The following is a 25,048-nucleotide window of genomic DNA, read 5'->3' on the forward strand; positions in this document are numbered from 1 at the left end:
GCCTCAGACGACGGGGTGGGCGCTGGGGGCAGTGCTAAACGGGAGGTCGCAATGAGCGTTGTTCCGGTAAACCAAAGAGAGCTTCACGACAAGCTCACCAAGTGTATTGCGGGCGAGCGTGTGCTGATCGATCACCAGGGCAGCCGCTTTAGCGCGCGGATCCAGCATGCGGGTATCAAAGGCGTGAAAGTGATTCCCGAAGCGCTGATCAATAATACCGCCGGGGACCCTGGCGATATCGAAGGCGTGGTGCACCCCTACGAGGACATTATGGAGCTCGAGGTCAAGGGCGTGGTGTATAGCCGTACCACCGAGCCGGCCGCGCACAGCGCCTGATCCCCGACATCAGCCCGCTTGGCGGGGCCTTGCCCAAAAATAATCCCTGCACGCCGTTCAAGGCGTGCAGGGATTTATCGTTTTGGGAGCGGGCAAGGTTAGCCCGTGCCCAAATGAGTTAGAACGTCAGGCAGATTTTGCCGAAGTGTTTGCCGGATTCCTGATGGCGAAACGCCTCGGCGATCTCTTCAAGACCGAACTCGCGGTCGATCACCGGGCGCATGCCCGCGGTATCGATGGCGCGAATCATCTCGATCTGATCCCGACGGCTACCCACAATCAAGCCCTTGAGGGTGGCCTGCTTGGCCATCAGCTTGGCGGTGGGAATATCACCTTCACGCCCGGTCAGAATGCCGATCAGCGCCATGTGCCCGCCAATCTTGATCGCCTCGATGGACTGCGGCAGCGTCGCCGGCCCGCCGACTTCGACGATGTGGTCCACGCCTTCACCGTTGGTCAGCGCTTGGACTTCCTTGCCCCACTCCGGCGTCTCTTTATAGTTGATGATGTGCTCCGCCCCCATTTCCCGCAGGCGTTCGAGCTTCTCGTTGGAGGAGGACGTGGCAATCACCCGGGCACCCATCATTTTGGCAAACTGCAGCGCAAAGATGGAGACGCCACCGGTGCCCAGTACCAGCACGGTGTCACCGGCCTTGATGTTGCCATCCACTACCAGCGCGCGCCAAGCGGTCAGGCCTGCCGTGGTGAGCGTAGCGGCTTCCGCGTGGCTGTAGCCTTCGGGCTGGTGGGTGAAGCTGCTGGCCGAGCCGGTTACCTCTTCCCGCGCGTAGCCATCGGCACCGTCGCCTGGGGTAGTGGCGAAGTTATCGACCCGCGCCGGACCCTCGAGCCAAGTCGGGAAAAAGGTGGAGACCACCCGATCCCCCACGGCGAATTCCTCGACGCCTTCGCCTACGGCTTCCACCACGCCGGCACCGTCGGACATCGGGATACGCCCGTCTTCGGTCGGGATCATCCCCGCAGCCACCGCGTAGTCATGGAAGTTGAGCGAGCTTGCGTGCAGGCGCACCTTGATTTCCCCCGCTCCAGGCGCTTTCGCAGGCGCCCCATCAACGGCCGAGAGCTTATCCAAACCGCCGGGTGCCTGTAGCTTAATCGTTTTCATGACGATCTCCTTGATCCGTGTATGAGTGGGAGGTGGGGGCATCCTGGGTCAGATCAAGGCCCTCGTCCAATTCCTGAGCCAGGAACCCGCCGGACTGACGCTGCCAGAGCCTTGCGTAGATACCCCCCTTGTCGAGCAGTTCCTGGTGGGTGCCGCTTTCCACCAACCGGCCCTGGTCGACCACGATGAGGCGGTCCAGCATGGCAATGGTGGAGAGCCGGTGGGCGATCGCGATCACGGTCTTGCCCTCCATCAGCGCGTCGAGCTGCTCCTGGATCGCCGCCTCGACCTCGGAATCCAGCGCCGAGGTCGCCTCGTCGAGCACCAGAATCGGCGCGTTTTTGAGAAGCACCCGGGCAATGGCGATACGCTGGCGCTGGCCGCCGGAGAGCTTTACGCCGCGCTCGCCCACGTGGGCATCCAGACCGCGCCGACCATGCGGGTCGACCAGGTCATCGATGAAGGTATCCGCGTGGGCGCGGCAAACCGCGCGCCACACGTCGTCGTCGCTGGCCTCGGGGCTGCCGTAGCGAATGTTGTCTCTGAGCGAGCGGTGCAGAAGCGAGGTGTCCTGGGTCACCATGCCGATCTGGTGGCGAAGCGAGGTCTGGGTGACCTCGTCGATGTTTTGGCCATCGATACGAATGCGCCCGCCCTGCAGGTCGTAAAAACGCAGCAGTAGGTTGGCAAGCGTGGACTTGCCGGCCCCGGAGCGCCCGATCAGGCCGATCTTCTCGCCGGGCTTAATGGTGAGTTCGAAGCCGTCGAACACGGTCTTGTGCTCACCCTGGGCCTGGGCGTAGTGGAAGGTGAGCGCATCGAATACGATCTCGCCGTGGGGCACCTCGAGCGGCGCAGCGTCAGGGGCGTCATTGATGCTCGGCGCCTGGGCGATGGTGTTCATGCCGTCCTGCACGGTACCGATGTTCTCGAAAAGCCCGGCAACTTCCCAGAGTATCCAGTCGGACATGAAGCGAATGCGCATCACCAGCGCGATGGCGATAGCCAGCACCCCGAGTGAGATCGCCTCCAAATACCAGGCGCTGATCGCCATACCGGCAATGCCCACCAGCAACATCGTGTTTAAAAGCGTCAAGCACACGCTCATTACCGTGACCAGGCGCATCTGGCGGTGCACCGTGGTCAGAAAGCCCTCCATGGCGTCCTTGGCGTAGCGCTGCTCGCGCACGGTATCGGTAAAGAGCTTGATGGTTTGAATGTTGCTGTAGCTGTCGACCACGCGCCCGGTCATCTCGGCACGGGCATCGGCCTGGGCCATGGAGACATCGCGAAGGCGCGGCACGAAGTAGCGCATGATGCCCAGATACCCCAGAAGCCAAAGCCCCAGCGGCAGCAAGAGCCAGGGATCGGCGCGGCCCAACAAAAAAGCCGCACCGGTGAAATAGACCAGCGCGTAGACCAGCAGGTCCATCACTTTAGTGACGGTCTCGCGAATGGCCAGTGCCGTCTGCATCACCTTTTGCGAGACGCGCCCGGCAAACTCGTCCTGGTAGAACGCCAGGCTTTGGCTGAGCATATGACGATGCGAAAGCCAGCGTCCGATCATCGGGTAATTGCCGAAGATGCTTTGGTGAGTAATCAAGGACTGCAAGAGCACCAAAAGCGGCAGCCCCAGGATGACCAGTAGGCCCACTCCGGCAAGCCACAGACCGTTTTCCTGCCAGAACCCGGCGCGCTCGACATTACCCAGCCAGTCCACCAGCTCGCCCATATAGCTGAAAAAGAACACCTCGGCGGCGGAGACCGCACCGGTGACCAGCGACATCACCAAAAGCAGCGGCCAGATCGGTTTTGAGAAGTGCCAGATAAACGGCAAAAGCCCCTTCGGCGGCGTCTCGAGCTTGCCTTCCGGGTACGGGTTCACACGGCTTTCAAAGGTGTGAAAAAGCGATTTCAGCGTGCGAGCGAGCATGGAAAGTCCTTATGGATAGCCCTTATGGATAGCCTTTAAAGCCCAGAATTTAAAAGTATCAAACGTGAGTCCTGGCACGGCTTTATTAGCGGCGCATTAAAAAACGCGCCCAGAAAGGCGCCACGATCATCAGCGTGATCATGCGTAAAAGATGATGAAAGGCGACGAACACCGGGTCGATATCCAGCGCCACGGCGAGAATGGCGATTTCACCTATGCCGCCCGGCGCCAGCGCCAGAAACGCCACGTCGCGCCCTACGCCCAAAAACTGATGAATCAGTTCAGCGAAGACGGCCAGTACGGCTAACGCTGCCAGCGTCGCCACGCCGGATTGCCACAGATAGCGCCCGAGCGTACGCCCCGTCAGGCCTTTGAAGCGCGAGCCGATCGCGCTACCCAGCACCCAAAGCATCACATTCATGCCCCACTCAGGAAGCGTGAGACTTGCGATATCGAACCCCGAGAGCACCGCGGCGGCCAAAAGCGGCGCCAACAGCGCTGCGCTTGGCAGGCGCAGCCAGCGCCCCAGCGGCAGCAAAAGCGGGATCAACAGCAGCATCCAGCCGTCGGTCAGCGCAGCATCGACAGCGCCCGGACTTTCGCCACTGCCGCTGGAGACCCAAAACAGCGGCGGCAGAAATAGAATCACTAAAATGACCCGCAGCGACTGGGCGAGCGCAATGCGCTGCGGGTCGCCGCCGGCCTTGTCGCCAAGCAGAATCATCGCGGTCATGGCCCCGGGGGCGGCGCTGAACCAGGCGCTGGTCGAATCGAACCCACAGCGGCGGTACCAGCGCGCCGCGACCGCCGTGGAAGCCGCCACCCCCAGTAACAAAAGTACCGCCGAGACCGGCCAATCCCCCACGCGGTGGGCCAATTGCGGCGTGACCTGGCTGCCCAGCACCAGCCCCATCACCGCCAAAAACACGTTGCGAAGCCCCTCGGGTACCGCCACGTGAACGCCCCGGGACGAAAGCAGCAGGTTCGCGGTCAGCGGCCCCAGCATCCACGCAAGCGGAAGGCCGGTGAGCTGAAAAAGCACACCGCCCACCACCCCGGCACCCAGCGATATCCCCAACGCGCGTGCCGTGCGCCTGCTCATCGTCATCCCTTTCACTTCGCCACCCCAAGCGCTACCGCGCCCTTCGTTAACCCGCTAAACAATGAAGCAGCTTAGCATTTTGGCGGCGAAGTAAGGTTAGTGGCGCAAGGTCAGTACGGGTAGCCGTCGTCTTCCCCATCGTCGTCGCGAAGGCGTGCCTGGCGTTCGGCCTCCTCCTCTTTGGCGTCGTCAATGACGTCCAAAAGCTCGCCCACGTCGGCCAGGTGGGTGTCGAACTCGAAGTGGCCGGTCAGTTGGCTATCCGGGGTCAGTTTGCCGGCCTCGTAAAGCGCCCACATCTCTTTAGCGTAGTGGGTCTCTAAAAGCGAGGGTGCAAAGCGGCCGAAATAGGCGCGCATGTTGTTCACATCGCGTTCGAGCATGGCGGCGGCGCTATTGTTGCCCGCGGCGTCCACCGCCTGGGGCAAGTCGATGATCACCGGGCCTTCGCCATCGACCAGCACGTTGAACTCGGATAAATCGCCGTGAACGAGCCCGGCGCATAGCATCAGCACCACGTCGTTGATCACCTTGGCGTGATAGGCAATCGCCTGCTCTTCACTCAGCGCTACATCGCCCAGTCGCGGGGCCACATCACCGTTGGCATCGGTGATCATTTCCATCAACAGTACGCCATCGACGAAGCCGTAGGGCTGGGGAACGCGCACGCCGGCGCCTGCAAGCCGATAAAGTGCATCGACCTCGGCGGAGAGCCAGGCCTGCTCCTGCTCTTTTTGGCCGTATTTGGTCTTTTTGGCCATGGCCCGGGCGCGGCGGCTGTTGCGCTCCTTGCGCCCTTCCTGGTACTGAACGGCCTGCTTGAAGCTACGCTGCTTGGCCTCCTTGAAGACCTTGGCACAGCGTTTTTCACCGCTGGATAGAACGACATACACCTGCGCTTCCTTGCCGCTCATCAACTGCATCAATACCTCTTCCACGAGGCCGTCGTCGACCAGAGGCTGTAATCGTTTGGGTATCTTCATAACGTGCGGCGGTCACTCCTGATGGCGGATGCGTGCGTGGTGAATACGTAAGCGTTCAATACGTTCATGCTAAAGGCGGCGTACGCGAAAGGCGCGGCCCTTGAGTTTATCGCGCTCGAGCTTGCCAAGCGCTTTATTGACCACCTCGCGGTCGACCGCCACGAAAGCACTGCGTGCCTGTACCTTGATCTTGCCGACCTGGTCCCCGCGCAGCCCCCCTTCGCCGGTCAGCGCGCCAAGGATATCACCGGGGCGCAGCTTGTCCTTCTTGCCACCGTTTAGCTGAAGCGTCGCCATGGCGGGCTCGAAAGGGGTTTGCTGGCGGGGCTTGGGCAGTGCCTCTAACGTAAACACCTCGCTTAGATACTCACCGAGGCGCTCGAGGCGGTAGTGCTCTTCCGGGGCGACCAGGGTGGCGGCAATGCCGCTCTCTCCGGCGCGGCCGGTACGCCCGACCCGGTGGACATGCACGCCCTGCTCGCGGGCAATCTGGTAGTTGAACACGGCGTCGAGCTTGGCGATGTCGAGCCCGCGCGCGGCGACGTCGGTGGCTACCAGAATCGACACGCTCTGGTTGGCGAACATCACCAAAATCCGGTCGCGGTCTTTCTGCTCAAGATCACCGTGCAGCGCCACGGCGCTAAAGCCCGCGTCGCTTAGCTCCTCGGCGACCTGATCGGTTTCGCGCTTGGTGTTGCAAAACACCACGCTGGTAGTCGGCCGGTAGTGAAGCAGCAGATCCACCAGCCCTTTCATGCGCGCTCGTTCGCCGTTAACAGCAAAAAAGTGCTGTTCGATGGTGGTATCGTCGTGGGTCTCGGTGACCGCCACACTGACGTGATCGCGCAGCACTCCCCGGGTCATCTCGGCAAGCTCGCCGCCGGCGTGCTCATCCGGGAAGGTTGCGCTGAACAAAAGTGTCTGTCGATCGGCAGGCGTGGCGCGAATGATGGCATCGATCGACGGACGAAAGCCCATATCGAGCATACGATCGGCTTCGTCCAGCACCAGCGTGGACAGCCCATCGAGGCTTAGCGAGCCCTTGCGCAGGTGCTCTTCGATGCGCCCGGGCGTGCCCACCACGATGTGCGCGCCGTGCTCGAGGGAGGCAAGCTGCGGGCCAAAGGGGGCGCCGCCGCAAAGCGTGAGCACCTTGACGTTGGCAAGCGTGCGGGCAAGCCCGCGAATCGCCTCGGCCACCTGGTCGGCAAGTTCGCGGGTGGGGCAAAGCACCAGGCTCTGAATGTGTGAGCGCTCGAGCCGCAATTGGGCGAGCAGCGCCAGGCCGAACGCGGCGGTTTTACCCGAGCCGGTTTTGGCCTGGCCGAGCACATCGCGACCCTCGAGCATAGGCGGCAAGCTTTGCGCCTGAATCGGCGTCATCTCGTGGTACGCCAGAGACGCCAGGTTATCGATAAGAGCGGGGGGCAGTGCCAGAGAGGCAAAAGAAGTATCGGCCACGAAAAATTCCTGAAATGGGCGAAAGCGCCTTGCTCATGGGCAAGGCGGCGCCGGTAATACGCTTAACGGGCACCATACCAGAAAGCGGCCTCGTTTGCCCTCGCGCTATGCGCCGAGCGCCGCAAAGCGCGCCTGACAAAGCCTGGCAAGCGTCTCGGGCGCCAGAGCGATCTCGAGCCCGCGCCGCCCGGCGCTCACGTAGATACGCGAAAAGCGCTGGGCGGAGTCGTCGATAAAGCTCGCTAGGCGTTTTTTCTGACCCAGCGGACTCACCCCACCCAGCACGTAGCCGGTCGCGCGCTCCACCGCCTCCGGGCTTGCCATGGCCGCTTTCTTGGCCCCGGCCGCCTTGGCCACCTGCTTCAAGCCCAACTGATGGGTGACCGGCACCACCGCCACCGCCAGGGTCTTGCCATCGAGCTCCACCACCAGGGTTTTGAACACCTGCGCCGGATCGACCCCCAGCTTTTCCGCGGCTTCCAGCCCGTAGGAGGCCACCCCGCTTTCGTGGCTGTACTCATGAATGTCGAAATCGATGCCCGCTTTTTTGGCGGTGTTGATCGCTGGCGTCATGGGACTCTCGTATCGTTTCAGTAGTAACCGTTTTGGCGTTTAGCACCTTCATCTGGCGGGGCGATAAAGCGCTGCTAAACTTTAGCAAAGCGTTATCACGAAGGCACACTAATACCCTCCACTCCAAAGGAGCTTGGCATGCCGGCAAAATCGAAAGCGCAGCAAAAAGCGGCGGGCGCGGCCCTTTCGGCCAAGCGCGGTGAAACAAAACCAGGTGAGCTTGTGGGTTCGTCCAAAGAGATGTACGACTCGATGAGCGAAGAAGAGCTCGAAGACTTCGCCAGCACCCAACGTAAAGGCAAACCCGAAAAAAAGCGTGATTAAACCCAAAAAGCGGCGCCCGGCATTGAAATGCCGGGCGCCGCTTTTCGACAAGCCCAAGGCCTACTGGCAGGGCACGACCTTGCGCAGCGTGTCCTTGGCCCACAGGGTCTGGCCATCGGGTGTGCGGCCCTGCTCGTTCCAGCGCTCGGTGCTTTCCAGGCAATAAGAGCCCAGGTCTTCGGTGCGCGGGTCGGGGTTGGAGGGGCGCTCGCCGCCCACGCGCATGATATCCGGGTTGCTCGACGTATAGCGGGGCGCGACGGTGGAGCTGGCGCAGCCCGCTACCAACAGGGTAGCCAGCAGCGCGGGTAGAAAGCGGCAAAGTAGCATGTCATTGAAACCCTCGAAATTCCGATGTGATTACCGGTAGGGCTAGATACCACCGCGCTCGAAAAGCGTCAATCGTTTTAGTACCGCTCACGTCACCAGCGTGATACTGGTGACCGGGCGCAGCTGGCGATAATGGCAGTGCCGGGTCACGCTTTCGACGATCGCCTCGGCGTCGTCGATCTGCGCTTTTTCAAGCTGAATGTCGACCATGAGAAAATTACCGACCCGCGCCAGGCGTACGTCGCGCTCTGCCACGTCGAAATCCGCGACGTGGCGCACGAGCTCCTGGCGCATACCACCGCCGGGCTCGCCGAACATCAGTTCCTTGAGCGCGCCGCGCACCATCTTCACCGGCATGGGCATGAAGTAGGCGACGATCACCAACACCATCACCGGGTCGGCAAAGCGGGCATAACTTGCCCAGGGGGTGTAGGTGAGCCCAAAGGTGAGCATGAACCCGATCAGCACCGCGCCGCTTAGCCAGGTGTCCATCTGCCACTGTTTGAGCTCGGCGGCCATCAATGAGGAATGCCGCCCCCGAGCGTAGCGGCCAAGCCGCCACCAGGTAAAAAGACACCCCGCCACGTTGGCCAGGCCAAACAGCAGCGCCAAATCCAGGGTGACCATACGCCCGCCCCGGTAAAGGCTCCAAAGCGCCGAGACCAGCGAGAACAGGCATACCAGCGCAATCACCACGCCCTTGAGCAGCACCGCCAGCGGCTCCACGGTCAGCCGGCCAAAGGGGTAGCGCTCATCCGCGGGCTTTTGGGCATGACCCAGCGCCACCAGCGAAAGCGAGGCCAGCACCAAACTGAGCAGCGAGTAGCCGCTGTCGAATAAAATGGTGATGGAGCCGGAGGCCAATCCGATAAAGAGCCCGACAAACGCGAAGAGCGAAGCGGAGAGCGCCGAAAATCTGAGCGCACGGCGCTCGAGCGTTGAGGAAGACACGCGAAAACCATCCAATAAGGGGTGAAAGATGCGCCATAATAGGCGCCACAAACAGTACTTACCAATCGCTCAGCGCCAATCTATTTGGCACTCAACGGGTCATCCATGCGAATCGAACAGATCCAGGCGTTTATCGAGGTCACCGAGCAGCGCTCGTTTGCCGGCGCTGCCCGCCATACGGGTATGAAGCGCAGCACGCTTAGCGCTATGGTGAGCGCGCTGGAAGACCACCTGGGCGTGGTGCTTTTCGAGCGCTCCGGCAATAGCCTTACGCTTTCGCCCATGGGGGAAAGCATTCTGCCCGACTGCTACCGCCTTATGACCAGCGCCGGGCGGATCAACAAATATTGCCAGCAGCAACGTCTGGGCGTTGAAAGTCAGCTCTGTATCGCCCGGGACGACGCCCTACCGGAAACCTTTTGGCAAAACGTGATGCACGACATCAAGGCGCGCTATCCGCTCACCGCCATTTCTGTTTACCTGGCCCCGCCCCAGGCCCACCACGCGCTGATCGCCCGCCAAACCGTGGATATCGCCTTTGGGCTCTACGCCGCGCCAAGCGTGGTTTTAAATGCGCAGAGCCTGGCGCCGGTGGACATGCGCCTGGTCGCCGCCCCGCACCACCCGCTGAGCCGCCTGCCAAGCGTTCGCCGCGATGACCTGGCCCAGTACACCCAGATCTGTTTGAGCCACGTTCAGGATGACAAGCTGGTCAGCGAAGCGCTTTTTTCCGCCAACTACTTGAGCCTGACCATGTTCGAGCTGATTCGCGACGCCGTGATTCAGGGCACCGGCTGGGCACTGCTCCCCTCGCTGCTGGTGAGCGAGGCGTTAAGCGCCGGTACGCTCAACCGCTTGCCCCACGAGCTTGCGCTGGAGAGCTACCATTACCGCACGCTCGAAGGCGAGCACCAGGGGCCGGTGGCCACGGTGTTGCTTAACAAAGTGGCGCAATTTTTGGCCATCGAAGCTTAAGGCCGGTTTCGTTGAAACGCGGGAGTGGCGAAAAGTGGCGGTGCCTTCCACTCTATAAAAAAGCCACAGAGGAGATTAATGACACTCGAAAGAGTCAACACGGGCAGTGTCATTGATGCGTAAACAAGCCCTGCCAGTGTCGATGTTGCCGTCAACTCAGGAGCGACTTCCCCGATGGTCAAACTCGATAAGAAAGCCAAACGGCTCTATGTTCTCGATACCAATGTCCTGATCCACGACCCCGCCGCCCTTTACCATTTCGATGAGCACGACGTAGTCATTCCCATGACCGTTCTCGAGGAGCTCGATAAGCACAAAAACGGCATCCGTGATATCGCCCGCACGGCCCGCCAGGTCAGCCGCACACTCTCGGAGCTCACAAGCCAGGTCACGTTCCGGGAAGTTCAAAACGGCGTTCCCATCCCGCGTATTAGCGGCCAAAGCGGCTGCTTACACTTTCTCTGTTACAACGATCTCAAGCTTTTAAACGAAGTCAGCGACACCGCCGACAACCGCATTCTGGCCGAAACCTGCCGGCTGCGCGACGAACGCCCGGACGCCTCGGTCATCCTGATCACCAAGGATATCAACCTGCGCATCAAGGCCGCCGCGCTCAAGATGCCGGTGGAGGATTACCATAACGACCGCGCCTTCTCGGACAGCGACGCCATGATCGAAGGCGCCAGCATCGTCGATCATGCGGGGCTTGAAGGTGCATCGCTTTGGGAGACGCTCAATGTCGAGGTCCACGTCGAACGCGCGGGCCACCACACCTTTTACCACCTCAAGGGCGAGATGCCCGTCGAGTGGCACACCGGCATGCTGGTCTCGGATAGCGAAAACGGCGCCGATTTCGAGGCGGTCGTACGCGAACTGGGGCCCAAAAGCGCCACACTCCAGCTTCTGACCAACTATCGCCATCACGCCGGGGTGTGGGGCGTACACGCCCACGATAGCCGCCAGAACTTCACTCTGAACCTGTTGATGGACCCGGAGATCGACCTGGTCACCATCGCCGGAAGCGCCGGTACCGGCAAGACCTACATGACGCTGGCCGCCGCGTTTCAGCAAACCCTGGACGCCAAGCGCTTCGAGCGCATCGTGTTCACCCGCGCGCCGATTCCCATGGGCGAGGATATCGGCTTTCTCCCTGGCACCGAGGAGGAGAAGATGTCACCCTGGATGGGGGCGTTTCACGACAACATGGACAACCTTCTGCGCAACGACGACGGTGAGTCGAGCTGGGACAACGGCGCCACCCGCCAACTGATCGGCTCCCGGGTCCAGATTCGCTCGCCGGGCTTCATGCGCGGGCGCACCCTGAACGACACCTTCCTGATCATCGACGAGGCGCAAAACTTCACCCCCAAACAGCTCAAGTCTTTGGTTACTCGGGCCGGGCGTAATACCAAGATCGTCTGTCTGGGTAACGTGGGCCAGATCGATACGCCCTACCTCTCCGCCAACACCTGCGGCATGGCCGCCGTGGTCGAGCGCTTTCGCGACTGGCCCCACGCCGGGCACATTACTCTAAAATGCGTCGAGCGCTCGCGCCTGGCCCTCGCCGCCGAAGAGCTTTTATAAGAAAAGCTTTTATAAAAGGCCCGCCGCGCTGTCTCGATAAACCTCTCTAAACGTTACCTACGAAAGCGCCGCCTAACAGGCGGCGCTTTGCTATCCAGTGACGGGTACCTACTTGCTATCCTGGTTTTTCCGGTCCTCCCCCATCGGGTTGGTCACCCCCACCGTATCCGCCGCGAAGGCTTCGCGCTCGCCCAACGGGCGCGGCTGGCCCACCGTCGTATCACTCAGGGTTTGGCGCTCAAGCTCGCAGTTGAGCTCGGCACCAAACAGGACGGTAAAGGCCGATAACCAAAACCACATCATCAGCGCCACCACCGCGCCCAAAGAGCCGTAAAGCTCGCTGAAAGCGCTGAAGTTACGCACGTAGAGCGAAAGCACCGCGGAGCCAATCAGCCACGCGGCGGTCGCCAGCAGCGTACCGTAGTTGATCCACTCCCAACGGGGTTTACGCCGGTAGGGGGCAAAGCGGTAAAGCAGCGCGATCAGGACACTCATCAAAATGAGCAGCGCCGGCCAGCGCAGCCACTTCAGGACCCGGTCCACGGGGGGTTCGATAGTGAGCGAATCCACCGCCATGGGCACCAGCGCAATGAACGCAAGCGACACCAGGGTCATGACGATCAGTCCAAAGGTCAGCGTGGTCAGCAGCACCGTGCGGTGTAAAAAAGGACGTTTTTCGCTCTCGCCGTACACCACGTTGAGCCCCACCACCAGCACCGCGACCCCCTTGGAGGCGATGAACATGGCGACCGCCAGCCCAATCATCGCCGCCATGAAGTTCCCCATCTCGGTGCTCTCGATCACCTGCTCGGCCTGTTGATCCATAAGCCCCGCCGCATCCGGCGGCATGAACCGGCTAATTTCGTAAAGCTGCTGGGCCGCCTCGAGCGGGTCGAACAACAACCCCCACAGTGAAATCACCGCCGCGATGGTGGGGAAAAACGCCAGTAAAGCGTAGAAGGCGGCCCCCGCCGCCAGCATGGTTAGCCGGTTGCGCCGGGCGGCGCGTATCACCCGCCAGCCGACATCCATCAACCCTACTTTCGGAATATCCTCGGGGGCGCGGGCGCGCCGGCCCCGGGACGTGCTTTTTTGGTGTGATTGGCTCATCCCAGGCCCTCCCAAATCAGTAAAAGTGCCAATAGCACGGCAAAGGCCATCATCAAACCGCTGCCGTGCCGACGCATCCATCCCTCGCCTTGCAGGGTTTCAACCAACTTTGTCATAACGCGCGCCTCCAAAGCGAGCGCGCGATCGACGCTGGCGCGCTTCGCCCGCTTCGTCTTATTACTCACGCCCTTGCAAAAGGCCACGCTTTTCAAGGCGACCGGGCGGTACCCCCACCACAAATCCCCGGGCGGTAGCGGCTTCAAACCAAGCACTCGGGCAAGCCAGTACCCCACCACCACGGCCAGCACACCGGCGGGCAACGGCCAGACCAGCGACCAAAGCGAAGAGAGCTCCGGTACGTGCACACTGCCCTCGGGCAGCGGCAGCCACCAGGGCACACAGAGCGCCGCGGCAATCGCCAGCGCCCAGCCGCCCAGTTGAAAGGCGTCATTGCCGCCTTCGCCACGCTGCTGCCACTGGCGCCAAAGGCATACGCTCACTAGCGCCGTGGTGCCCACCGCCGCCAGCGTCAGCAGCATGATCACCTGGCTATGGTGCATCTCCTCTAGCGCGTGCTTGACGCTGTACTTGCTGATGATGCCCGCGCCAAAGGCGCCGGTCAGCGAAAGCCCGGGCAACACCAGCGCCAGCCATAAAAGCACCGGGGGACGTCGCGGCAGGTGTTCGCTGATGCTGGTGCCCAAAAAGAGCGCCCCCTTGGCCAGCGCGTGGTGGCCGGCAAATAGCACGACGCCTGGCAGTAACAGCGGCCAAAGCGCGGCGTTGACCAGGCCCATGGCCACAAGCGCCGTCATCATGCCCATTTGGCTGATGCTCGAGTAGGCCAGCACTGCCTTGGGATGGTGCTGGCCCACGCCGTAAAGCGCCGCCCCAAAAGCCGCGGCAAAGCCGGCGACGAGCATCACCTCGCCAAGGGTTTTGAGCTCGGCGGAAAGGCCTTCGGCGCCCAGCGGTAAAAGTACTAGCCAGCCCAAAAGACCGGCTTTGATCATGGCCCCGCTAAGCACCGCGCTCGCCGGGGCCGGGGCCGCCGGGTGGGCCAGTGGCAACCATACATGAAGCCCCACCACACCCGCCTTGACGCCAAATCCCAGCCACAGCAAAAGCGCCATCCACACCCCCTGGGGCGCATCGAGAATCCCTTCGCGCACCCCGGCAAGCGTGGTCGCCTGGGACTCCCCCGCGGCCCACAGAAGCCCTGCCAAAATCAGCCCCTCGCCGAGTACCGCCAACAGGATGTAGGCGCTCGCCCCGCGCTTGGCGCTCGCATCCTGGTTGTGCAGTACCAATGGGTAAGCAGCAAAGGTCATCAGCGCAAAGCCGAGGTAAAAGCTTGCGATATCCTGAGAAAGGATCAAGAACGCATTGCCCAAAAACGTCAGCGGCCAGAAAAACGTAAAGCGTAACAGCCGGCCGCCTTCCGCCGCCTCGCCCTGGCGGGCCCGCGCCATGGACCGCTTGAAATAGCCACGGGCGTGCAGCGCCGCCAGACTCCATAAAAGCGCAGTAAACCCAAGCCAGGCGCGGCTCAGCGCGTTGAGCTCCCAGTGGCCGCCCAGCATCCAGGCCGACCAGCTCCACTGGGCCTCGCCGACAAACGCAAGCGCCAGCGCAGGCCAGCCAGCACTTAGCCACCAAACGTTAAAAAAGACGCGCTTCGCCGCAGGCACGCGCAGCGCCTGCCAGATAACGCCCGCCGCCACGGCCACGGGCCAGCCAAGCGCGAGTAGAAAGAGCGCCGTCATGGCAGATACTCCCCGACCGCGACTCGGGTCGCCCAGTCCAGCGGACTAAACGGCAGCCCTGCCAAAAGCCCGGCGCCCAGACTCACCACCGCGGTAAACACCGCCGGCCACAACAGCCAGCCATGGGTTTCCAGCCGCCCCAGGCGCTGCTCGTGGGGCCATTCGCCCACCCCGTGAGCGGGGCCCTCACAAAACCAGAGCCGGTACACGACGGGCAAAAAGTAAATCGCGTTCAGCACACTGCTGGCCACCAGCACCGCCACGACCCAGTACATCTGGGCCTCGATCGCGCCAATCCCTAAGTACCACTTGGTGATGAACCCGGCGGTCGGCGGTAGCCCCATCATGCCAAGCGCGCCCACGGTAAACGCGATACTGGTCAGCGGCATGCGCTTGCCGGCGCCGTTCATTTCATCGATACGGTGAATACCAAGCTCCTCGGCGTAGATACCCGCGCAGAAAAACAGCGTCACCTTCATCAACCCCTGGTGAAGCAGATGCGCCAGCGCCCCGATCGTGCCGAAGGGCCCGACCAAACACACCCCTAGCACCACGTAGGACACTTGGCTGATAGTGGAAAAGGCAAGTCTGGGCTTGAGCTCTTTTTGAGTGATCGCGCGCAGCGAACCGTAGATGATCGTAAACGAGGCCAGTACCGCCAGCACCGTGGTCACGCCGAGTTCGACGCTTAGCTCGATGCCGTAAAGATCGTAGATAATACGCAAAATGCCGAATGCCCCGGCCTTGACCACGGCCACGGCGTGGAGCAACGCGCTGACCGGCGCCGGGGCCACCATCGCCCGGGGCAGCCAACCATGCAGCGGCACGATCGCCGCTTTGACCGAAAGCCCCCCGACCAGTAGCGCGAAGATCACGGTCAAAAGCACGCGGTGGTCGTCAAGATAACGCGCAAGCCCCCGCTCGGAGGCGAAGGATTGATCGCCGGTCAGGCTATAGAGCAGCACCACGCCCAAAAGCAGCACGACCCCAGCGCTGAGCGTATAGCGCAGATACACCCGCCCCGCCGCCAACGCCTTGGCACTGCCCGCGTGGGCCACCAAGGGGTAGGTCGAAAGCGTGAGCATTTCGTAGAAAATCAGGAAGGTGAACAGATTCCCCGCCAGCGCCACGCCCAGGGTGCTGGTCACGCAGAGACTGAAAAAGCCGAAAAAGCGCTTACGGTTGGCCGCCCCTTCCAAGTAGCCGATCGCGTAAATGGTGGTGCAGAGCCACAGAATCGAGGAAAGCCCGGCGAACATCACGCCCAGGGCGTCGGCCCGCAGCACGAAATCGATACCGCCGATGATCTGAAAACTAAAGGTATCCTCGTACCCGGCCGACACCCGCCCCACCATCAGCGTTACCAGCGCTACTTTACAGGCCGCCGCGCTCAGGTTGATCACGGTGCGCACGGCGCGCGCCTCTTCCGGTAGCGCAAAGATCGCCGTGGCGGCAAACAGCGACACCAGCAGCGCCGCCAGCGGTAACCAGTCCATATTCATACGCCACCCCCGTGTAATAGCGAAAGCGGCAGATGCGCCAGTAGCCCTAAAGCAAGCGCGGCCAAGGCAAGCGCCAGGGCGATGGCGTCCATGCCCGGCGCCAGGGGCTGGTAGCGATGATGCGGGGCGGTTTCATCGAAGGAGTAGCGAAACACGCGAAACACGTAGGCCGCGGTCAGCAGTGTGCCGGCCAATAGTGCCGCCACGGCCACCCACTGCTTGGAGAGTACCATGGCGTGTAGGAGCAGCCACTTGGCGGTAAACCCGGCACTCGGGGGCAGCCCCATCAGCGTGATCGAGGCGATCCCAAAGACCAACAGCGACAGCGGCAGATGCCGGCTGGTCCCCGAAAGCCCTTTGAGCGAGCTTTCGCCGGTCGCCAGTATCAAATTGCCCGCGGCCAGAAACATCGCTGCCTTGGCCAGGGCGTGGCCGATCAGCTGCAGCCAGAAGCCCTGCCAGGCAAGCGCCTGGGGGATCGGTGCGACGTCCGGGCCAAGCAGCAAGGGAAAGGCGACCATTAGATAACCAAGCTGGGCCACCGTGGACGAGGCCACCAGCGTTTTCAGCGAGTCCGCCCGCCAGGCGATCAACCCGCCCCAGACGATCGCCAGCGCCCCAAGCCAGGCGATGAATCGCGGCGCCCAGAAGGTATCGGGCAACAGAATGCTCCAGAGCAGAATCAGGATATAAAGCGATGCCTTGATGACAAGCCCCGCGTGCAGCGCGCTGACCGGCGTCCAGGCGTTTTCGTGTACCGGGCTCAACCAGCCGTGCAATGGAAAAAGCGCGGCTTTCAGAGCAAGCCCGGCGCCAAGCAGCGACGCCGCCACCCAAGCGACCGCGCCGGGCTCGACCACCTCGGCCAGCTTCATGAGTTCGAGCTGGCCCCACTCCCCCAGAATGAGCGCCACCCCCATCAGATAAGTAAGCGACCCCACCAGGGTGAGCAGTAAATAGCGCATCCCCGCTTCCAGGGCGGCGGGCTTGTTCGATAACAGCAGCATGGCCACGGCCGACAGGCCCACGACCTCCAGGGCGAGATAGAGCGTCAACAGATCCGAGGCGAACCATAAAAGCGACAGCGCACTGATCTCGGCCCCCATGAGCGGCCAGAGCCAGCGCTGATTCGGGCCCGCCTCGGTCAGGCGCAAATAGCCCGGCGCGTAGAGCGCCGCCGCCGCGCCGACGCACTGAGTGAGCAACAGCAAAAGCGCGCCCAGCCCGTTCAAGCGAAGCGACAGATTCACCCCCGCCACCTCGGCCTGCCAGCGCAAAGTGCCCGCCGCCTGGGCATCCACCATTAGCGCCACCCCGGCGCCCAACACGACAAGGCTGACGACGAGCAGCGCACCAACCCGCCTGGGCGGAAAAACCGCCGCCAAAAGCCCCGCCAGTAGCGGCAGTAACAGCACGCACAAAAGCGCCCAGTGGCTAAGTGGCAGCGGCGTAAAGGTGCTTTCCAGTAGACCGAAGCGCCAGCTCATTGCGCGCGCTCCGGGTGTTGCAGGTCTTCCTGGTCCGCTTCGCCTTCGTGGGCGCGTAGCTGGCGGATGACGAGCGCGCCCAAAAGCGAGCCGAGCCAGGCGATCATCAGCGCTACACCGACCAGCGCCTGGGCGCCCTCAACGGTGCCGGCAAGCCCGGTCATCAGCAAAAACACCCCGGAGCCGAGCACGTTGAAGGCAATCAGCCGCCGCAGACGATGCCGATGCAGGGCGAAGGCGCCCATCGCCGTGCCCACGATCAGCACCGCCACCAGCATCAGCGGATGCTCCGAAGGCGCGTAGGCCATGCCGGGCATGACGAGACGAAGCACCGCCCCGACCATGAAACACCAGGCCACGGTCAGCACCGCCCGGGCAAGACGATGGCTGACCGGGCCACGAAAGGTATCGATGTGGCGGCTTGACGAGGATACGCGGCGAAAAAAGCCAAAGCGTGGCCATAAATCGCTAACGGTGAGTTCGTGAAAGGAGAAATAGCGAGGGTGATAGCCAAAGGCGCCGAGGGCGTAAAACAGGGTAGCGCCGGTTAGTAGTACGCCCAGCACGAACTCCACCAGGGCGAGCCAAGGCGCGCCCAACCACCCCCAAACGAGCACCATGAGCAGGGCAAACACGATGAAGGCGCAGGTTGCCCGCGCCACGTGGCGGTCGAACAGGCAGACAAAGGCGGAAAGGCCAAGGCAAAGAGCCAGGCCCATTTCCAAAAGGTCGATAGACGCTAGCATAGGCCTTTGCGGGTACCCCTCGGCTTGAAAAAACTACTGTGTTTGCCTTTTATTCGCTTGTCGACGCTGGGCTAACCCAAGCGCGCCTGCAGCCATTTTCCGATATCGTTGACCTGCTGCGGGCAGAGCGCGTGCGCCATGGGATATTGGCGGTAGTTAACGCTGTAGCCCTTCTCTTTTAGGCGGTCGGCGCCGGCCCGGCCCAGGGTCTCCGGTACCACCGGGTCGAAGTTGCCGTGATGTACTTCCACCGGCACCGACTGGTTCGCTGCGGCCAGTTCGATGCTCTCGCCGGTGGCCAGGTACGTCGACATGGCAAGCAACCCACCCAACGGCTGATCGAACGTGAGCGCGGCCTGGTAAGCGACCGCCCCGCCCTGGGAGAAGCCGGCTACGATGATCCGTCGGCTATCCATCCCCTGGTCGAGCTGCTCTTGAATCAGCGCCTGGATGCGCTCGGCGGAGTGCTTGAGCTGTGTTTCATCCACCCGGCGCCCCAGGTCCATCGCCAGAATATCGTACCAGGCGGGCATCACCATGCCGCCGTTCACGGTCACCGGCAAGCGCGGTGCGTGGGGCATGATGAAGCGGATATTCAGATTTTTGGAAAGCCCCATGGCCGGAATCAGCGGCTCGAAATCGTGTCCGTCAGCGCCCAGGCCGTGGATGATGAATACACAGGCATCCGCAGGCTGCCCGTTTTTGGGCTCGACGATCAACTCACCAGGCTCTGACATAGCGTGATTTCCTCGCAATAAAAGCGACACCCTAGCGCAAAGTGAGGCGCTGGGCGAGCGGTTCGGCTAGAACGGCCACACCAGCGGAATCAACGCAACGGCAATGGCGCCGGTCAGCACGTTCAACCCCCCGCCTACCTTGAGAAAATCGGTGATGCGATAGCCGCCGGGGCCATAGACCATCAGGTTGGTTTGATAGCCAATCGGCGTCAAAAAGCTGGCCGAGGCGGCGAACATGATGGTCACCACGAACGGCATGATGCTCACGCCCAGACTCTCCGCCGCCGCCGTCACGACCGGAAAGATGATCACCGCAGCGGCGTTATTGGTGACCAGCTCGGTCAAAAGCGCCACGACACAGTAAGTGCCCAGCAGCAAAAGCCAGGGGCTGCCCGCCACCATCGAAAGCACGCCCCCGGCCAGCGCGTCCGCCGCCCCCGAGCTTGTAAGCGCCGCCCCCACCCCGAACGAAGCGGCAATGGTCAAAAGCACCTGGGTGTCGAGGCCGCGCTTGGCACCGCCCACCGTGCAGCAGCCGGTCAAGAGTACCAGCGCCGCGCCCAGCATCGCCGCACCCAGCATGCTCAGCACGCCCACCGCCGCCAGCAGCACTGCGCCGAGCAGAATCGCCCAAGCCAACGGGGCTTTTTCGTGCACCGGCCGGGCGGCACCGTTGAGCTCACTGATCAGCAGAAAGTCCCGGGATTCCCGGTGGCGCTCGATGAACGGGGGGCGCGCCTCCAAAAGCAGCACGTCGGAGGATTGCAACTGTACCTGGCCCAGATTGCCGGTCACTCGCTCACCGCCGCGGCACACCGCTAACACCGCCGCGCCGTAAAGCGTGCGAAAGCGGCCGTCGCGAATCCGCTGGCCAATAAACTGGCACTGGCTGGAAACCACCGCCTCGACCAGGCGGCGCTCCTTGAACTCTTTCTCCAAATTCGAGGCGTGCTCGCTCGAGGGAACCAGCCCACGAATCTGCTGAAGCTCCACCGCCGCATCGCTGGTACCGGCGAACACCAGCCGGTCGCCACCTTTCAGCCGCTCGCCGGGGCCGACGACGCTGACCACGTTGCCCGCGCGCTCGATCTCGACCAGAAACAGCTCCTGAAGATGTCGAAGTCCCGCCTCCTCGACGCTGCGGTCGACCAGTACGCCGCTCGGGTCCACCTCCATCTCGATGGTGAACTCCCGCGGGTTGGCAAAGACTTTGCCCATCCCTTCCCGGTTGGGTAAAAGCCTGGGTGCCACGAAAATCAGATAGGCAAGCCCCGCCACCGCGACCGGTATGCCCACCCAGGCTAGATCGAAAAGGCCCATGGAGACATCGGGGTAGCGCTCGGTCAAAAGCCCGTAGACCACCAGGTTGGTACTGGTGCCGAAAAGCGTCACCGTACCGCCCAGAATCGACGCGAAACTCAGCGGCATTAGAAGTCGCTGGGGCGAGCGCTTGATACGCCGGCTCCAGCTCATCACCGCTGGGATGTAGGTCGCCATGACCGGCGTATTGTTCAAAAACGCGCTAAGCGAGGCGACCGGCAGGACCAGCCGCACCAGCGAACGCCGCTCGGTGGCAGGCGTTCCCAGAACAAAGCGGATGATCAGATCGATCCCGCCGGTTTCCCGAATACCCGCCACCAGCACGTACATGAAGGCCACGGTAAAAAGCCCCGCGTTGGAGAAGCCACCCAGCGCCTGGCCCGGGTCGATCACCCCCAGGGTCATCAGCACCACCACCGCGCCGAGCAGGATGATATCCGGCCCCAGCCGCGAGAGCGCCATTAACGGAAACACCGTCAATACGACCCCGATTGCAATCCAAGCATCTAGTGACATGACACGCGCCTTAAACAGAAAACGCTGCCATTGTGCCGCCTGGCAAATATTCTAAAAAGTTATTTTTAGAAACACACTAATACCATAAAAGCATAAGCAAACAAGCGACCGCGCCGACCTGCCCGCGCCGCGCGCAATCGTTTTAGTCATATCCGCCGCCTCCGGCGATTTAAAACACAGCCCCGCAGCTTATGAAAAAAGTAGCGGTATCGGTAAAAAATAACGGTACCCGTAAAAAGTAACTAAGCTAATAAACGGGTGGCCGTTACCAAAACGAAAACAATGTCACCGGGTCTTGACCCCTCTTCTTACTTCGCAGCTGTTCAATGCGCTGATCGATCGTGGTGTACGGCCAGATCTATCCGTGAATACTGGGAGTACTACATGAAAACGCGTCATATCTTCGTCGTCGGTCTCAACGACTTCAATCATGAACGCCTCAAGCGGCTTCGAGGCGCCGAGCATTTTCACTTTCACGGGGTCATCGAACCCACCGAGGTCTACGACACCGAAATATTTCCCATCGAGTCCATGGTCGAACGCGCCACTCAAACGCTCTCGGCCTTCGAGCACGACATCGACGCAATCGTCGGCTACATGGACTTTCCGGTCTCGACCATGCTGCCGCTTCTATGCAGCCGCTTCGATACCCGCACGACCACTCTGGAAAGCCTTCTGAAGTGCGAGCACAAGTACTGGAGCCGGCTGTGCCAGCGCGAGGTGATCGGCAACTACATTCCCCGCTTCACCGCTTTTGATCCCTTCGATGACCAGGCGCTGACCGAGATCGGCAAGGCGGGGCTCTACTTCCCGTTTTTCGTCAAACCGATCAAGTCCTCCGGCTCGCGCCTTGGATTTCGCATCGACAGTCCCGAGGACTTCGAGTCCGCCATCGCAAAATTGCGTAGCGACATCGGGCTCATTTCAGAGCCTTTCAACTATATTCTCGAACAGGCCGAGGTCCCCGACGAGGTGCGCAAGGTCGACGGCGGCTTCTGTATGGCCGAAGAGATCATCGGCGGCTGGCAGTGCACCGTGGAGGGCTACGTATTCGAGGGGGAGGTCGTCCCCTATGGCATCGTGGATTCGCTGCGCTACCCGCGGGTACTCAGCTTTCTTTGCTACCACTATCCCTCCACCCTGCCCGATAAAATCCAGGACAAGATGCGTGAGCTGACCACGATGCTGCTCGAGCATATCGGGTTTGATAACGCCGCCTTCAACGTAGAGTTTTTCTGGGACGAGGTGCAAAACCGTATCTGGCTTTTGGAGGTCAACACGCGTATTTCCCAGTCTCATTGCGATATCTTCGAGAAAGTCGACGGCGTCAGCCATCAACAGGTCACCGTCGATTTGGCGCTGGGTCAGAAACCGAACATGCCGCATCGCGAAGGCGACTACCCGGTGGCCGGCAAGTTTTTCTACCGAGTGTTCTTCGAGGACGCCACGGTCTCCCGGGTCCCCTCCCAGCAAGAGATCGAAGCGCTTGAAGCGGACTTCCCCGGCACCCTGATCGACCTTCAAGTCGCGCCCGGCCAGCGGCTTTCGGCATTGCCCGAGCAGGACGCCTATAGCTACGCGCTGGCCTATATCTGGATGGGCGCTCAAAGCAGCCAAGCGCTGGAACAAAACTATTTGGCGCTTGCCCAGCGGCTCACCTTCGACTTCGCCGAGGTCGTGGGGTAACCCATCGCTTGCGCTTGCAAAGGAGTGTGCTGATGCAGATCGTGGATAACTTGCCCCGTCGGGTTTTCGAAGAGGAGACCTGGATCGAAATGAGCGACGGTACGCGACTGGCCGTGCGCATCTGGCGACCAGAAGATGCCGAGAGCGATCCGGTCCCGGCGATCGTCGAGTACCTGCCCTACCGTAAACGTGACCTGACCGCCCAGCGCGATGCCGGCATGCACCGCTTCTGGGCCGGCCACGGCTACGCCGGGGTGCGAGTGGACATTCGCGGTACCGGCGAGTCCGACGGCGTACTTTATGACGAGTACCTGCCCCAGGAGCTCGATGACGGCGTGGAAATTCTGGCCTGGCTCGAGCGCCAACCCTGGTGTACCGGTAAGGCCGGCATGGTGGGTATTTCCTGGGGCGGCTTCAACGGCCTGCAGATCGCCGCGCTCCAGCCGCCCCAGCTCAAGGCGATCATTACCATCTGCTCCACCGATGACCGCTACGCCGACGACGTTCACCACATGGGCGGCTGCCTACTGGTCGATAACCTCTCCTGGGCATCGACCATGTTCGACGGCAACGCCTGCCCGCCGGACCCGGCACTGGTCGGCGAGCGCTGGCGCGAGATGTGGCATGAGCGCTTGGCGGGCAGCGGGCTTTGGCTTAAGCAGTGGCTCGAGCACCAGCGCCGCGACGACTACTGGAAGCATGGGTCGGTGTGCGAGGATTTCAGCGCGATTCGCTGCCCGGTCTACGCCATCAGCGGCTGGGCGGACGGCTACTGCAACGCGGTGTTCCGGCTGCTGCAGGGCCTCGACGTGCCCCGCAAAGGACTCATTGGCCCCTGGTCGCACAAGTACCCGCACCTGGGAGTCCCGGGGCCGGCCATCGGCTTTTTGCAGGATGCGCTGCGCTGGTGGGACTACTGGCTCAAGGGTATCGACAACACCATCATGGAGGAGCCCATGCTGCGCGTATGGATGCAGGAGTCGGCGCCACCCTCCACCCGCTACGACCACCGCCCGGGACGCTGGGTCGCCGAACCCACGTGGCCCTCCACCAATATCGTGCCCCAACACTTCATGCTGACCGCCGGCCACGGCCTGGTACCGGAAACCGAGGCCAACCGGGAAGCAACAAACGACACGCCGCTTTCGCTGCGCTCCTCGCTGTCGGTGGGGCTTCACGCGGGCAAGTGGTGCTCCTACAACGCCCCGCCGGATTTGCCCCACGACCAGCGCGATGAGGACGGCGGCGCGCTGGTCTTTCAAACCGCCATACTGGCGTCGCCGCTGGAGATTTGCGGCCAGCCGGTGCTTGAGCTCGAGCTCTCCTCGGACAAGCCGGTCGCCATGGTCGCGGTGCGCCTGATCGACATTCACCCGGACGACAAGGCCACCCGGGTCTCCTACGGGCTTTTGAACCTGACCCATCGCGATAGCAATGAGCACCCCGAGCCGCTGGAGCCGGGCAAACGCTACCGGGTCAAGGTAGCGCTCAAGCATATCGCCCAGCAGTTCGTCGCCGGACACGCCATTCGCGTATCGCTTTCGACCAGCTATTGGCCGATTGCCTGGCCCGCGCCAGAGCCCGCCCGGCTCACTTTTCACCCCGAGGCCTGCCGGCTGACCCTGCCCACCCGGGAGCCGCGCGCCGAAGAAGAGGCGGCGCTACCGGCCTTCGAGCCGCCGGTGTCCGCACCCGGGCTCGATACCACGGTGCTTGCTCCGGGTAGCGAGAGTTGGCGGGTCATCCGCGATTTGGCGACCGACGTCAACGAACTCGAGGTGATCAACGATGAAGGACGCTACCGTTTCGACGATATCGACCTCGAAATCGGCGGCAAGGTGACCGAGCGCTACCGTTACGCCTACGGCGACTATCGCAGTATTGAGGGAATAACCGACTGGGAACGCGTTTTTCGGCGCGGTGACTGGGAGGTGCGCACCCTCACCCATACCAGGCTTACGGCCAGCGCCGACGCGTTTCGTATTCAGGCCACGCTGGACGCTTGGGAAGGCGAAACGCGAGTGTATTCGCAAAGCTGGGACGAATTCATACCGCGGGATCTTGTATGAAAAAAGCTTTATATGAAAAAGAGCTTGTATAAGAACAAAAAACCCCGCGATTGGCGGGGTTTTTTCGTTCCGTTTACCTTAACGGCGATCGGACAACATCAACGCTGTAAAATTACAGTACTTTGATGTTGGAAGCCTGAAGGCCTTTTTTACCCTGAGTGACGTCGAAGGAAACCTTCTGGCCGTCTTGCAGAGTTTTGAAGCCGTCAGCTTGAATTTCAGAGAAATGCGCGAACAGATCGTCGCCATTGTCGTCCGGAGAAATGAAGCCGAAGCCTTTAGTGTCGTTAAACCACTTAACGGTACCAGTTGCCATGATCGAAAATCCTCGATTTAGCTTAATCTAAAGCCGGGTAATACCCGAGTTACAGTGGGTAGAACAAGAAACTTTCACCAGACTCAACGCTAAAGCGTTTCAATGCTGCTGACAA

The 25,048-nt window shown here is 61.8% G+C and carries 22 protein-coding genes; 6 read left to right on the top strand and 16 right to left on the bottom strand.

Features of this window, described 5'->3' with window-relative positions; genetic code table 11:
• The first annotated feature begins 51 nt into the window (after positions 1-51).
• Entirely contained in the window at positions 52-336 is a 285-nt protein-coding gene (locus tag ACWHRL_RS12575) for a hypothetical protein (protein ID WP_447893924.1), read from the top strand.
• A 118-nt stretch (positions 337-454) separates the two neighbouring features.
• Here the strand turns inward: ACWHRL_RS12575 and ACWHRL_RS12580 are convergent, their stop codons facing one another.
• The 6 genes from ACWHRL_RS12580 to ybaK form a co-directional block, all read right to left on the bottom strand.
• Complete coding sequence (locus tag ACWHRL_RS12580) at positions 455-1,462, bottom strand: zinc-dependent alcohol dehydrogenase family protein (RefSeq protein WP_447893925.1); 1,008 nt, start codon at positions 1,460-1,462, stop codon at positions 455-457.
• The gene (locus ACWHRL_RS12585; protein ID WP_447893926.1) at positions 1,449-3,395 is read right to left on the bottom strand and encodes an ABC transporter ATP-binding protein; all 1,947 of its coding nucleotides are present in this window, start codon (positions 3,393-3,395) and stop codon (positions 1,449-1,451) included. The genes ACWHRL_RS12580 and ACWHRL_RS12585 overlap by 14 nt, the downstream gene beginning before the upstream one ends.
• Before the next feature lie 85 nt (positions 3,396-3,480).
• Positions 3,481-4,497 carry an AbrB family transcriptional regulator gene (locus tag ACWHRL_RS12590; RefSeq protein WP_447893927.1) on the bottom strand — a complete coding sequence of 339 codons (1,017 nt, stop codon included), beginning with the start codon at positions 4,495-4,497 and terminating at the stop codon, positions 3,481-3,483.
• A 110-nt stretch (positions 4,498-4,607) separates the two neighbouring features.
• Positions 4,608-5,480 carry a PA4780 family RIO1-like protein kinase gene (locus tag ACWHRL_RS12595; RefSeq protein WP_447529478.1) on the bottom strand — a complete coding sequence of 291 codons (873 nt, stop codon included), beginning with the start codon at positions 5,478-5,480 and terminating at the stop codon, positions 4,608-4,610.
• Positions 5,481-5,549: 69 nt separating this feature from the next.
• A complete protein-coding gene (dbpA, locus tag ACWHRL_RS12600) occupies positions 5,550-6,941 on the bottom strand; it encodes an ATP-dependent RNA helicase DbpA (protein WP_447893928.1) in 1,392 nt (463 codons plus the stop codon).
• Positions 6,942-7,046: 105 nt separating this feature from the next.
• Positions 7,047-7,514, bottom strand: a complete 468-nt coding sequence (ybaK, locus tag ACWHRL_RS12605) for a Cys-tRNA(Pro) deacylase (RefSeq protein WP_447893929.1) — start codon at positions 7,512-7,514, stop codon at positions 7,047-7,049.
• 138 nt (positions 7,515-7,652) lie between these two features.
• Here ybaK and ACWHRL_RS12610 point away from each other — a divergent pair, with 138 nt between their 5' ends.
• Complete coding sequence (locus ACWHRL_RS12610; protein WP_447529481.1) at positions 7,653-7,838, top strand: DUF3008 family protein; 186 nt, start codon at positions 7,653-7,655, stop codon at positions 7,836-7,838.
• A 60-nt stretch (positions 7,839-7,898) separates the two neighbouring features.
• Here ACWHRL_RS12610 and ACWHRL_RS12615 read toward each other — a convergent pair whose 3' ends face one another.
• On the bottom strand, positions 7,899-8,168 hold the full coding sequence (locus ACWHRL_RS12615) for a hypothetical protein (RefSeq protein WP_447529482.1): 270 nt from the start codon (positions 8,166-8,168) through the stop codon (positions 7,899-7,901).
• A gap of 87 nt (positions 8,169-8,255) precedes the next feature.
• On the bottom strand, positions 8,256-9,119 hold the full coding sequence (locus ACWHRL_RS12620) for a cation diffusion facilitator family transporter (RefSeq protein WP_447893930.1): 864 nt from the start codon (positions 9,117-9,119) through the stop codon (positions 8,256-8,258).
• Positions 9,120-9,224: 105 nt separating this feature from the next.
• Between ACWHRL_RS12620 and ACWHRL_RS12625 the strand changes: the two genes are divergently transcribed.
• Positions 9,225-10,094 carry a LysR family transcriptional regulator gene (locus ACWHRL_RS12625; RefSeq protein ID WP_447893931.1) on the top strand — a complete coding sequence of 290 codons (870 nt, stop codon included), beginning with the start codon at positions 9,225-9,227 and terminating at the stop codon, positions 10,092-10,094.
• Between the two features lie 174 nt (positions 10,095-10,268).
• Positions 10,269-11,678 (top strand): PhoH family protein, encoded by a 1,410-nt coding sequence (locus ACWHRL_RS12630; RefSeq protein WP_447893932.1) that lies wholly within the window; start codon positions 10,269-10,271, stop codon positions 11,676-11,678.
• Positions 11,679-11,786: 108 nt separating this feature from the next.
• Here the strand turns inward: ACWHRL_RS12630 and ACWHRL_RS12635 are convergent, their stop codons facing one another.
• From ACWHRL_RS12635 to ACWHRL_RS12665, 7 genes are all read right to left on the bottom strand, one after another.
• Positions 11,787-12,788, bottom strand: a complete 1,002-nt coding sequence (locus tag ACWHRL_RS12635) for a YihY/virulence factor BrkB family protein (RefSeq protein ID WP_447893933.1) — start codon at positions 12,786-12,788, stop codon at positions 11,787-11,789.
• Positions 12,785-14,554, bottom strand: coding sequence for a proton-conducting transporter transmembrane domain-containing protein (locus tag ACWHRL_RS12640; RefSeq protein WP_447893934.1), 1,770 nt, complete (start codon positions 14,552-14,554; stop codon positions 12,785-12,787). Before ACWHRL_RS12640 ends, ACWHRL_RS12635 begins: the two co-directional genes overlap by 4 nt.
• On the bottom strand, positions 14,551-16,056 hold the full coding sequence (locus ACWHRL_RS12645; protein ID WP_447893935.1) for a proton-conducting transporter transmembrane domain-containing protein: 1,506 nt from the start codon (positions 16,054-16,056) through the stop codon (positions 14,551-14,553). The genes ACWHRL_RS12640 and ACWHRL_RS12645 overlap by 4 nt, the downstream gene beginning before the upstream one ends.
• Entirely contained in the window at positions 16,053-17,543 is a 1,491-nt protein-coding gene (locus ACWHRL_RS12650; protein WP_447893936.1) for a complex I subunit 5 family protein, read from the bottom strand. The genes ACWHRL_RS12645 and ACWHRL_RS12650 overlap by 4 nt, the downstream gene beginning before the upstream one ends.
• A complete protein-coding gene (locus tag ACWHRL_RS12655) occupies positions 17,540-18,289 on the bottom strand; it encodes a DUF4040 domain-containing protein (RefSeq protein WP_447893937.1) in 750 nt (249 codons plus the stop codon). The genes ACWHRL_RS12650 and ACWHRL_RS12655 overlap by 4 nt, the downstream gene beginning before the upstream one ends.
• 71 nt (positions 18,290-18,360) lie before the next feature.
• Positions 18,361-19,026: an alpha/beta hydrolase gene (locus tag ACWHRL_RS12660; protein WP_447893938.1), complete on the bottom strand. Its 666-nt coding sequence runs from the start codon at positions 19,024-19,026 to the stop codon at positions 18,361-18,363.
• 66 nt (positions 19,027-19,092) lie between these two features.
• A complete protein-coding gene (locus tag ACWHRL_RS12665; RefSeq protein WP_447529492.1) occupies positions 19,093-20,862 on the bottom strand; it encodes an SLC13 family permease in 1,770 nt (589 codons plus the stop codon).
• A gap of 384 nt (positions 20,863-21,246) precedes the next feature.
• On the opposite strand from ACWHRL_RS12665, the gene ACWHRL_RS12670 reads away from it, so the two are divergent.
• Together ACWHRL_RS12670 and ACWHRL_RS12675 are read left to right on the top strand one after the other, a co-directional pair.
• The gene (locus ACWHRL_RS12670) at positions 21,247-22,548 is read left to right on the top strand and encodes an ATP-grasp domain-containing protein (protein WP_447893939.1); all 1,302 of its coding nucleotides are present in this window, start codon (positions 21,247-21,249) and stop codon (positions 22,546-22,548) included.
• Between the two features lie 32 nt (positions 22,549-22,580).
• Positions 22,581-24,617 carry a CocE/NonD family hydrolase gene (locus ACWHRL_RS12675; RefSeq protein ID WP_447893940.1) on the top strand — a complete coding sequence of 679 codons (2,037 nt, stop codon included), beginning with the start codon at positions 22,581-22,583 and terminating at the stop codon, positions 24,615-24,617.
• 112 nt (positions 24,618-24,729) lie between these two features.
• Here ACWHRL_RS12675 and ACWHRL_RS12680 read toward each other — a convergent pair whose 3' ends face one another.
• Entirely contained in the window at positions 24,730-24,933 is a 204-nt protein-coding gene (locus ACWHRL_RS12680) for a cold-shock protein (protein ID WP_009101184.1), read from the bottom strand.
• Positions 24,934-25,048: the final 115 nt, after the last annotated feature.

The organism is Vreelandella sp. GE22 (assembly GCF_968212445.1).

Coding starts and splice junctions, on each gene's coding strand:
- ACWHRL_RS12580 (WP_447893925.1), bottom strand. CDS start 1,462: ATGAAAACGATTAAGCTACAGGCACCCGGCGGTTTGGATAAGCTCTCG.
- ACWHRL_RS12680 (WP_009101184.1), bottom strand. CDS start 24,933: ATGGCAACTGGTACCGTTAAGTGGTTTAACGACACTAAAGGCTTCGGC.
- ACWHRL_RS12665 (WP_447529492.1), bottom strand. CDS start 20,862: ATGTCACTAGATGCTTGGATTGCAATCGGGGTCGTATTGACGGTGTTT.
- ACWHRL_RS12640 (WP_447893934.1), bottom strand. CDS start 14,554: ATGACGGCGCTCTTTCTACTCGCGCTTGGCTGGCCCGTGGCCGTGGCG.
- ACWHRL_RS12575 (WP_447893924.1), top strand. CDS start 52: ATGAGCGTTGTTCCGGTAAACCAAAGAGAGCTTCACGACAAGCTCACC.
- ACWHRL_RS12630 (WP_447893932.1), top strand. CDS start 10,269: ATGGTCAAACTCGATAAGAAAGCCAAACGGCTCTATGTTCTCGATACC.
- ACWHRL_RS12595 (WP_447529478.1), bottom strand. CDS start 5,480: ATGAAGATACCCAAACGATTACAGCCTCTGGTCGACGACGGCCTCGTG.
- ybaK (WP_447893929.1), bottom strand. CDS start 7,514: ATGACGCCAGCGATCAACACCGCCAAAAAAGCGGGCATCGATTTCGAC.
- ACWHRL_RS12645 (WP_447893935.1), bottom strand. CDS start 16,056: ATGAATATGGACTGGTTACCGCTGGCGGCGCTGCTGGTGTCGCTGTTT.
- ACWHRL_RS12610 (WP_447529481.1), top strand. CDS start 7,653: ATGCCGGCAAAATCGAAAGCGCAGCAAAAAGCGGCGGGCGCGGCCCTT.
- ACWHRL_RS12655 (WP_447893937.1), bottom strand. CDS start 18,289: ATGCTAGCGTCTATCGACCTTTTGGAAATGGGCCTGGCTCTTTGCCTT.
- ACWHRL_RS12590 (WP_447893927.1), bottom strand. CDS start 4,497: ATGAGCAGGCGCACGGCACGCGCGTTGGGGATATCGCTGGGTGCCGGG.
- ACWHRL_RS12660 (WP_447893938.1), bottom strand. CDS start 19,026: ATGTCAGAGCCTGGTGAGTTGATCGTCGAGCCCAAAAACGGGCAGCCT.
- ACWHRL_RS12650 (WP_447893936.1), bottom strand. CDS start 17,543: ATGAGCTGGCGCTTCGGTCTACTGGAAAGCACCTTTACGCCGCTGCCA.
- ACWHRL_RS12615 (WP_447529482.1), bottom strand. CDS start 8,168: ATGCTACTTTGCCGCTTTCTACCCGCGCTGCTGGCTACCCTGTTGGTA.
- ACWHRL_RS12585 (WP_447893926.1), bottom strand. CDS start 3,395: ATGCTCGCTCGCACGCTGAAATCGCTTTTTCACACCTTTGAAAGCCGT.
- ACWHRL_RS12635 (WP_447893933.1), bottom strand. CDS start 12,788: ATGAGCCAATCACACCAAAAAAGCACGTCCCGGGGCCGGCGCGCCCGC.
- ACWHRL_RS12625 (WP_447893931.1), top strand. CDS start 9,225: ATGCGAATCGAACAGATCCAGGCGTTTATCGAGGTCACCGAGCAGCGC.
- ACWHRL_RS12675 (WP_447893940.1), top strand. CDS start 22,581: ATGCAGATCGTGGATAACTTGCCCCGTCGGGTTTTCGAAGAGGAGACC.
- ACWHRL_RS12670 (WP_447893939.1), top strand. CDS start 21,247: ATGAAAACGCGTCATATCTTCGTCGTCGGTCTCAACGACTTCAATCAT.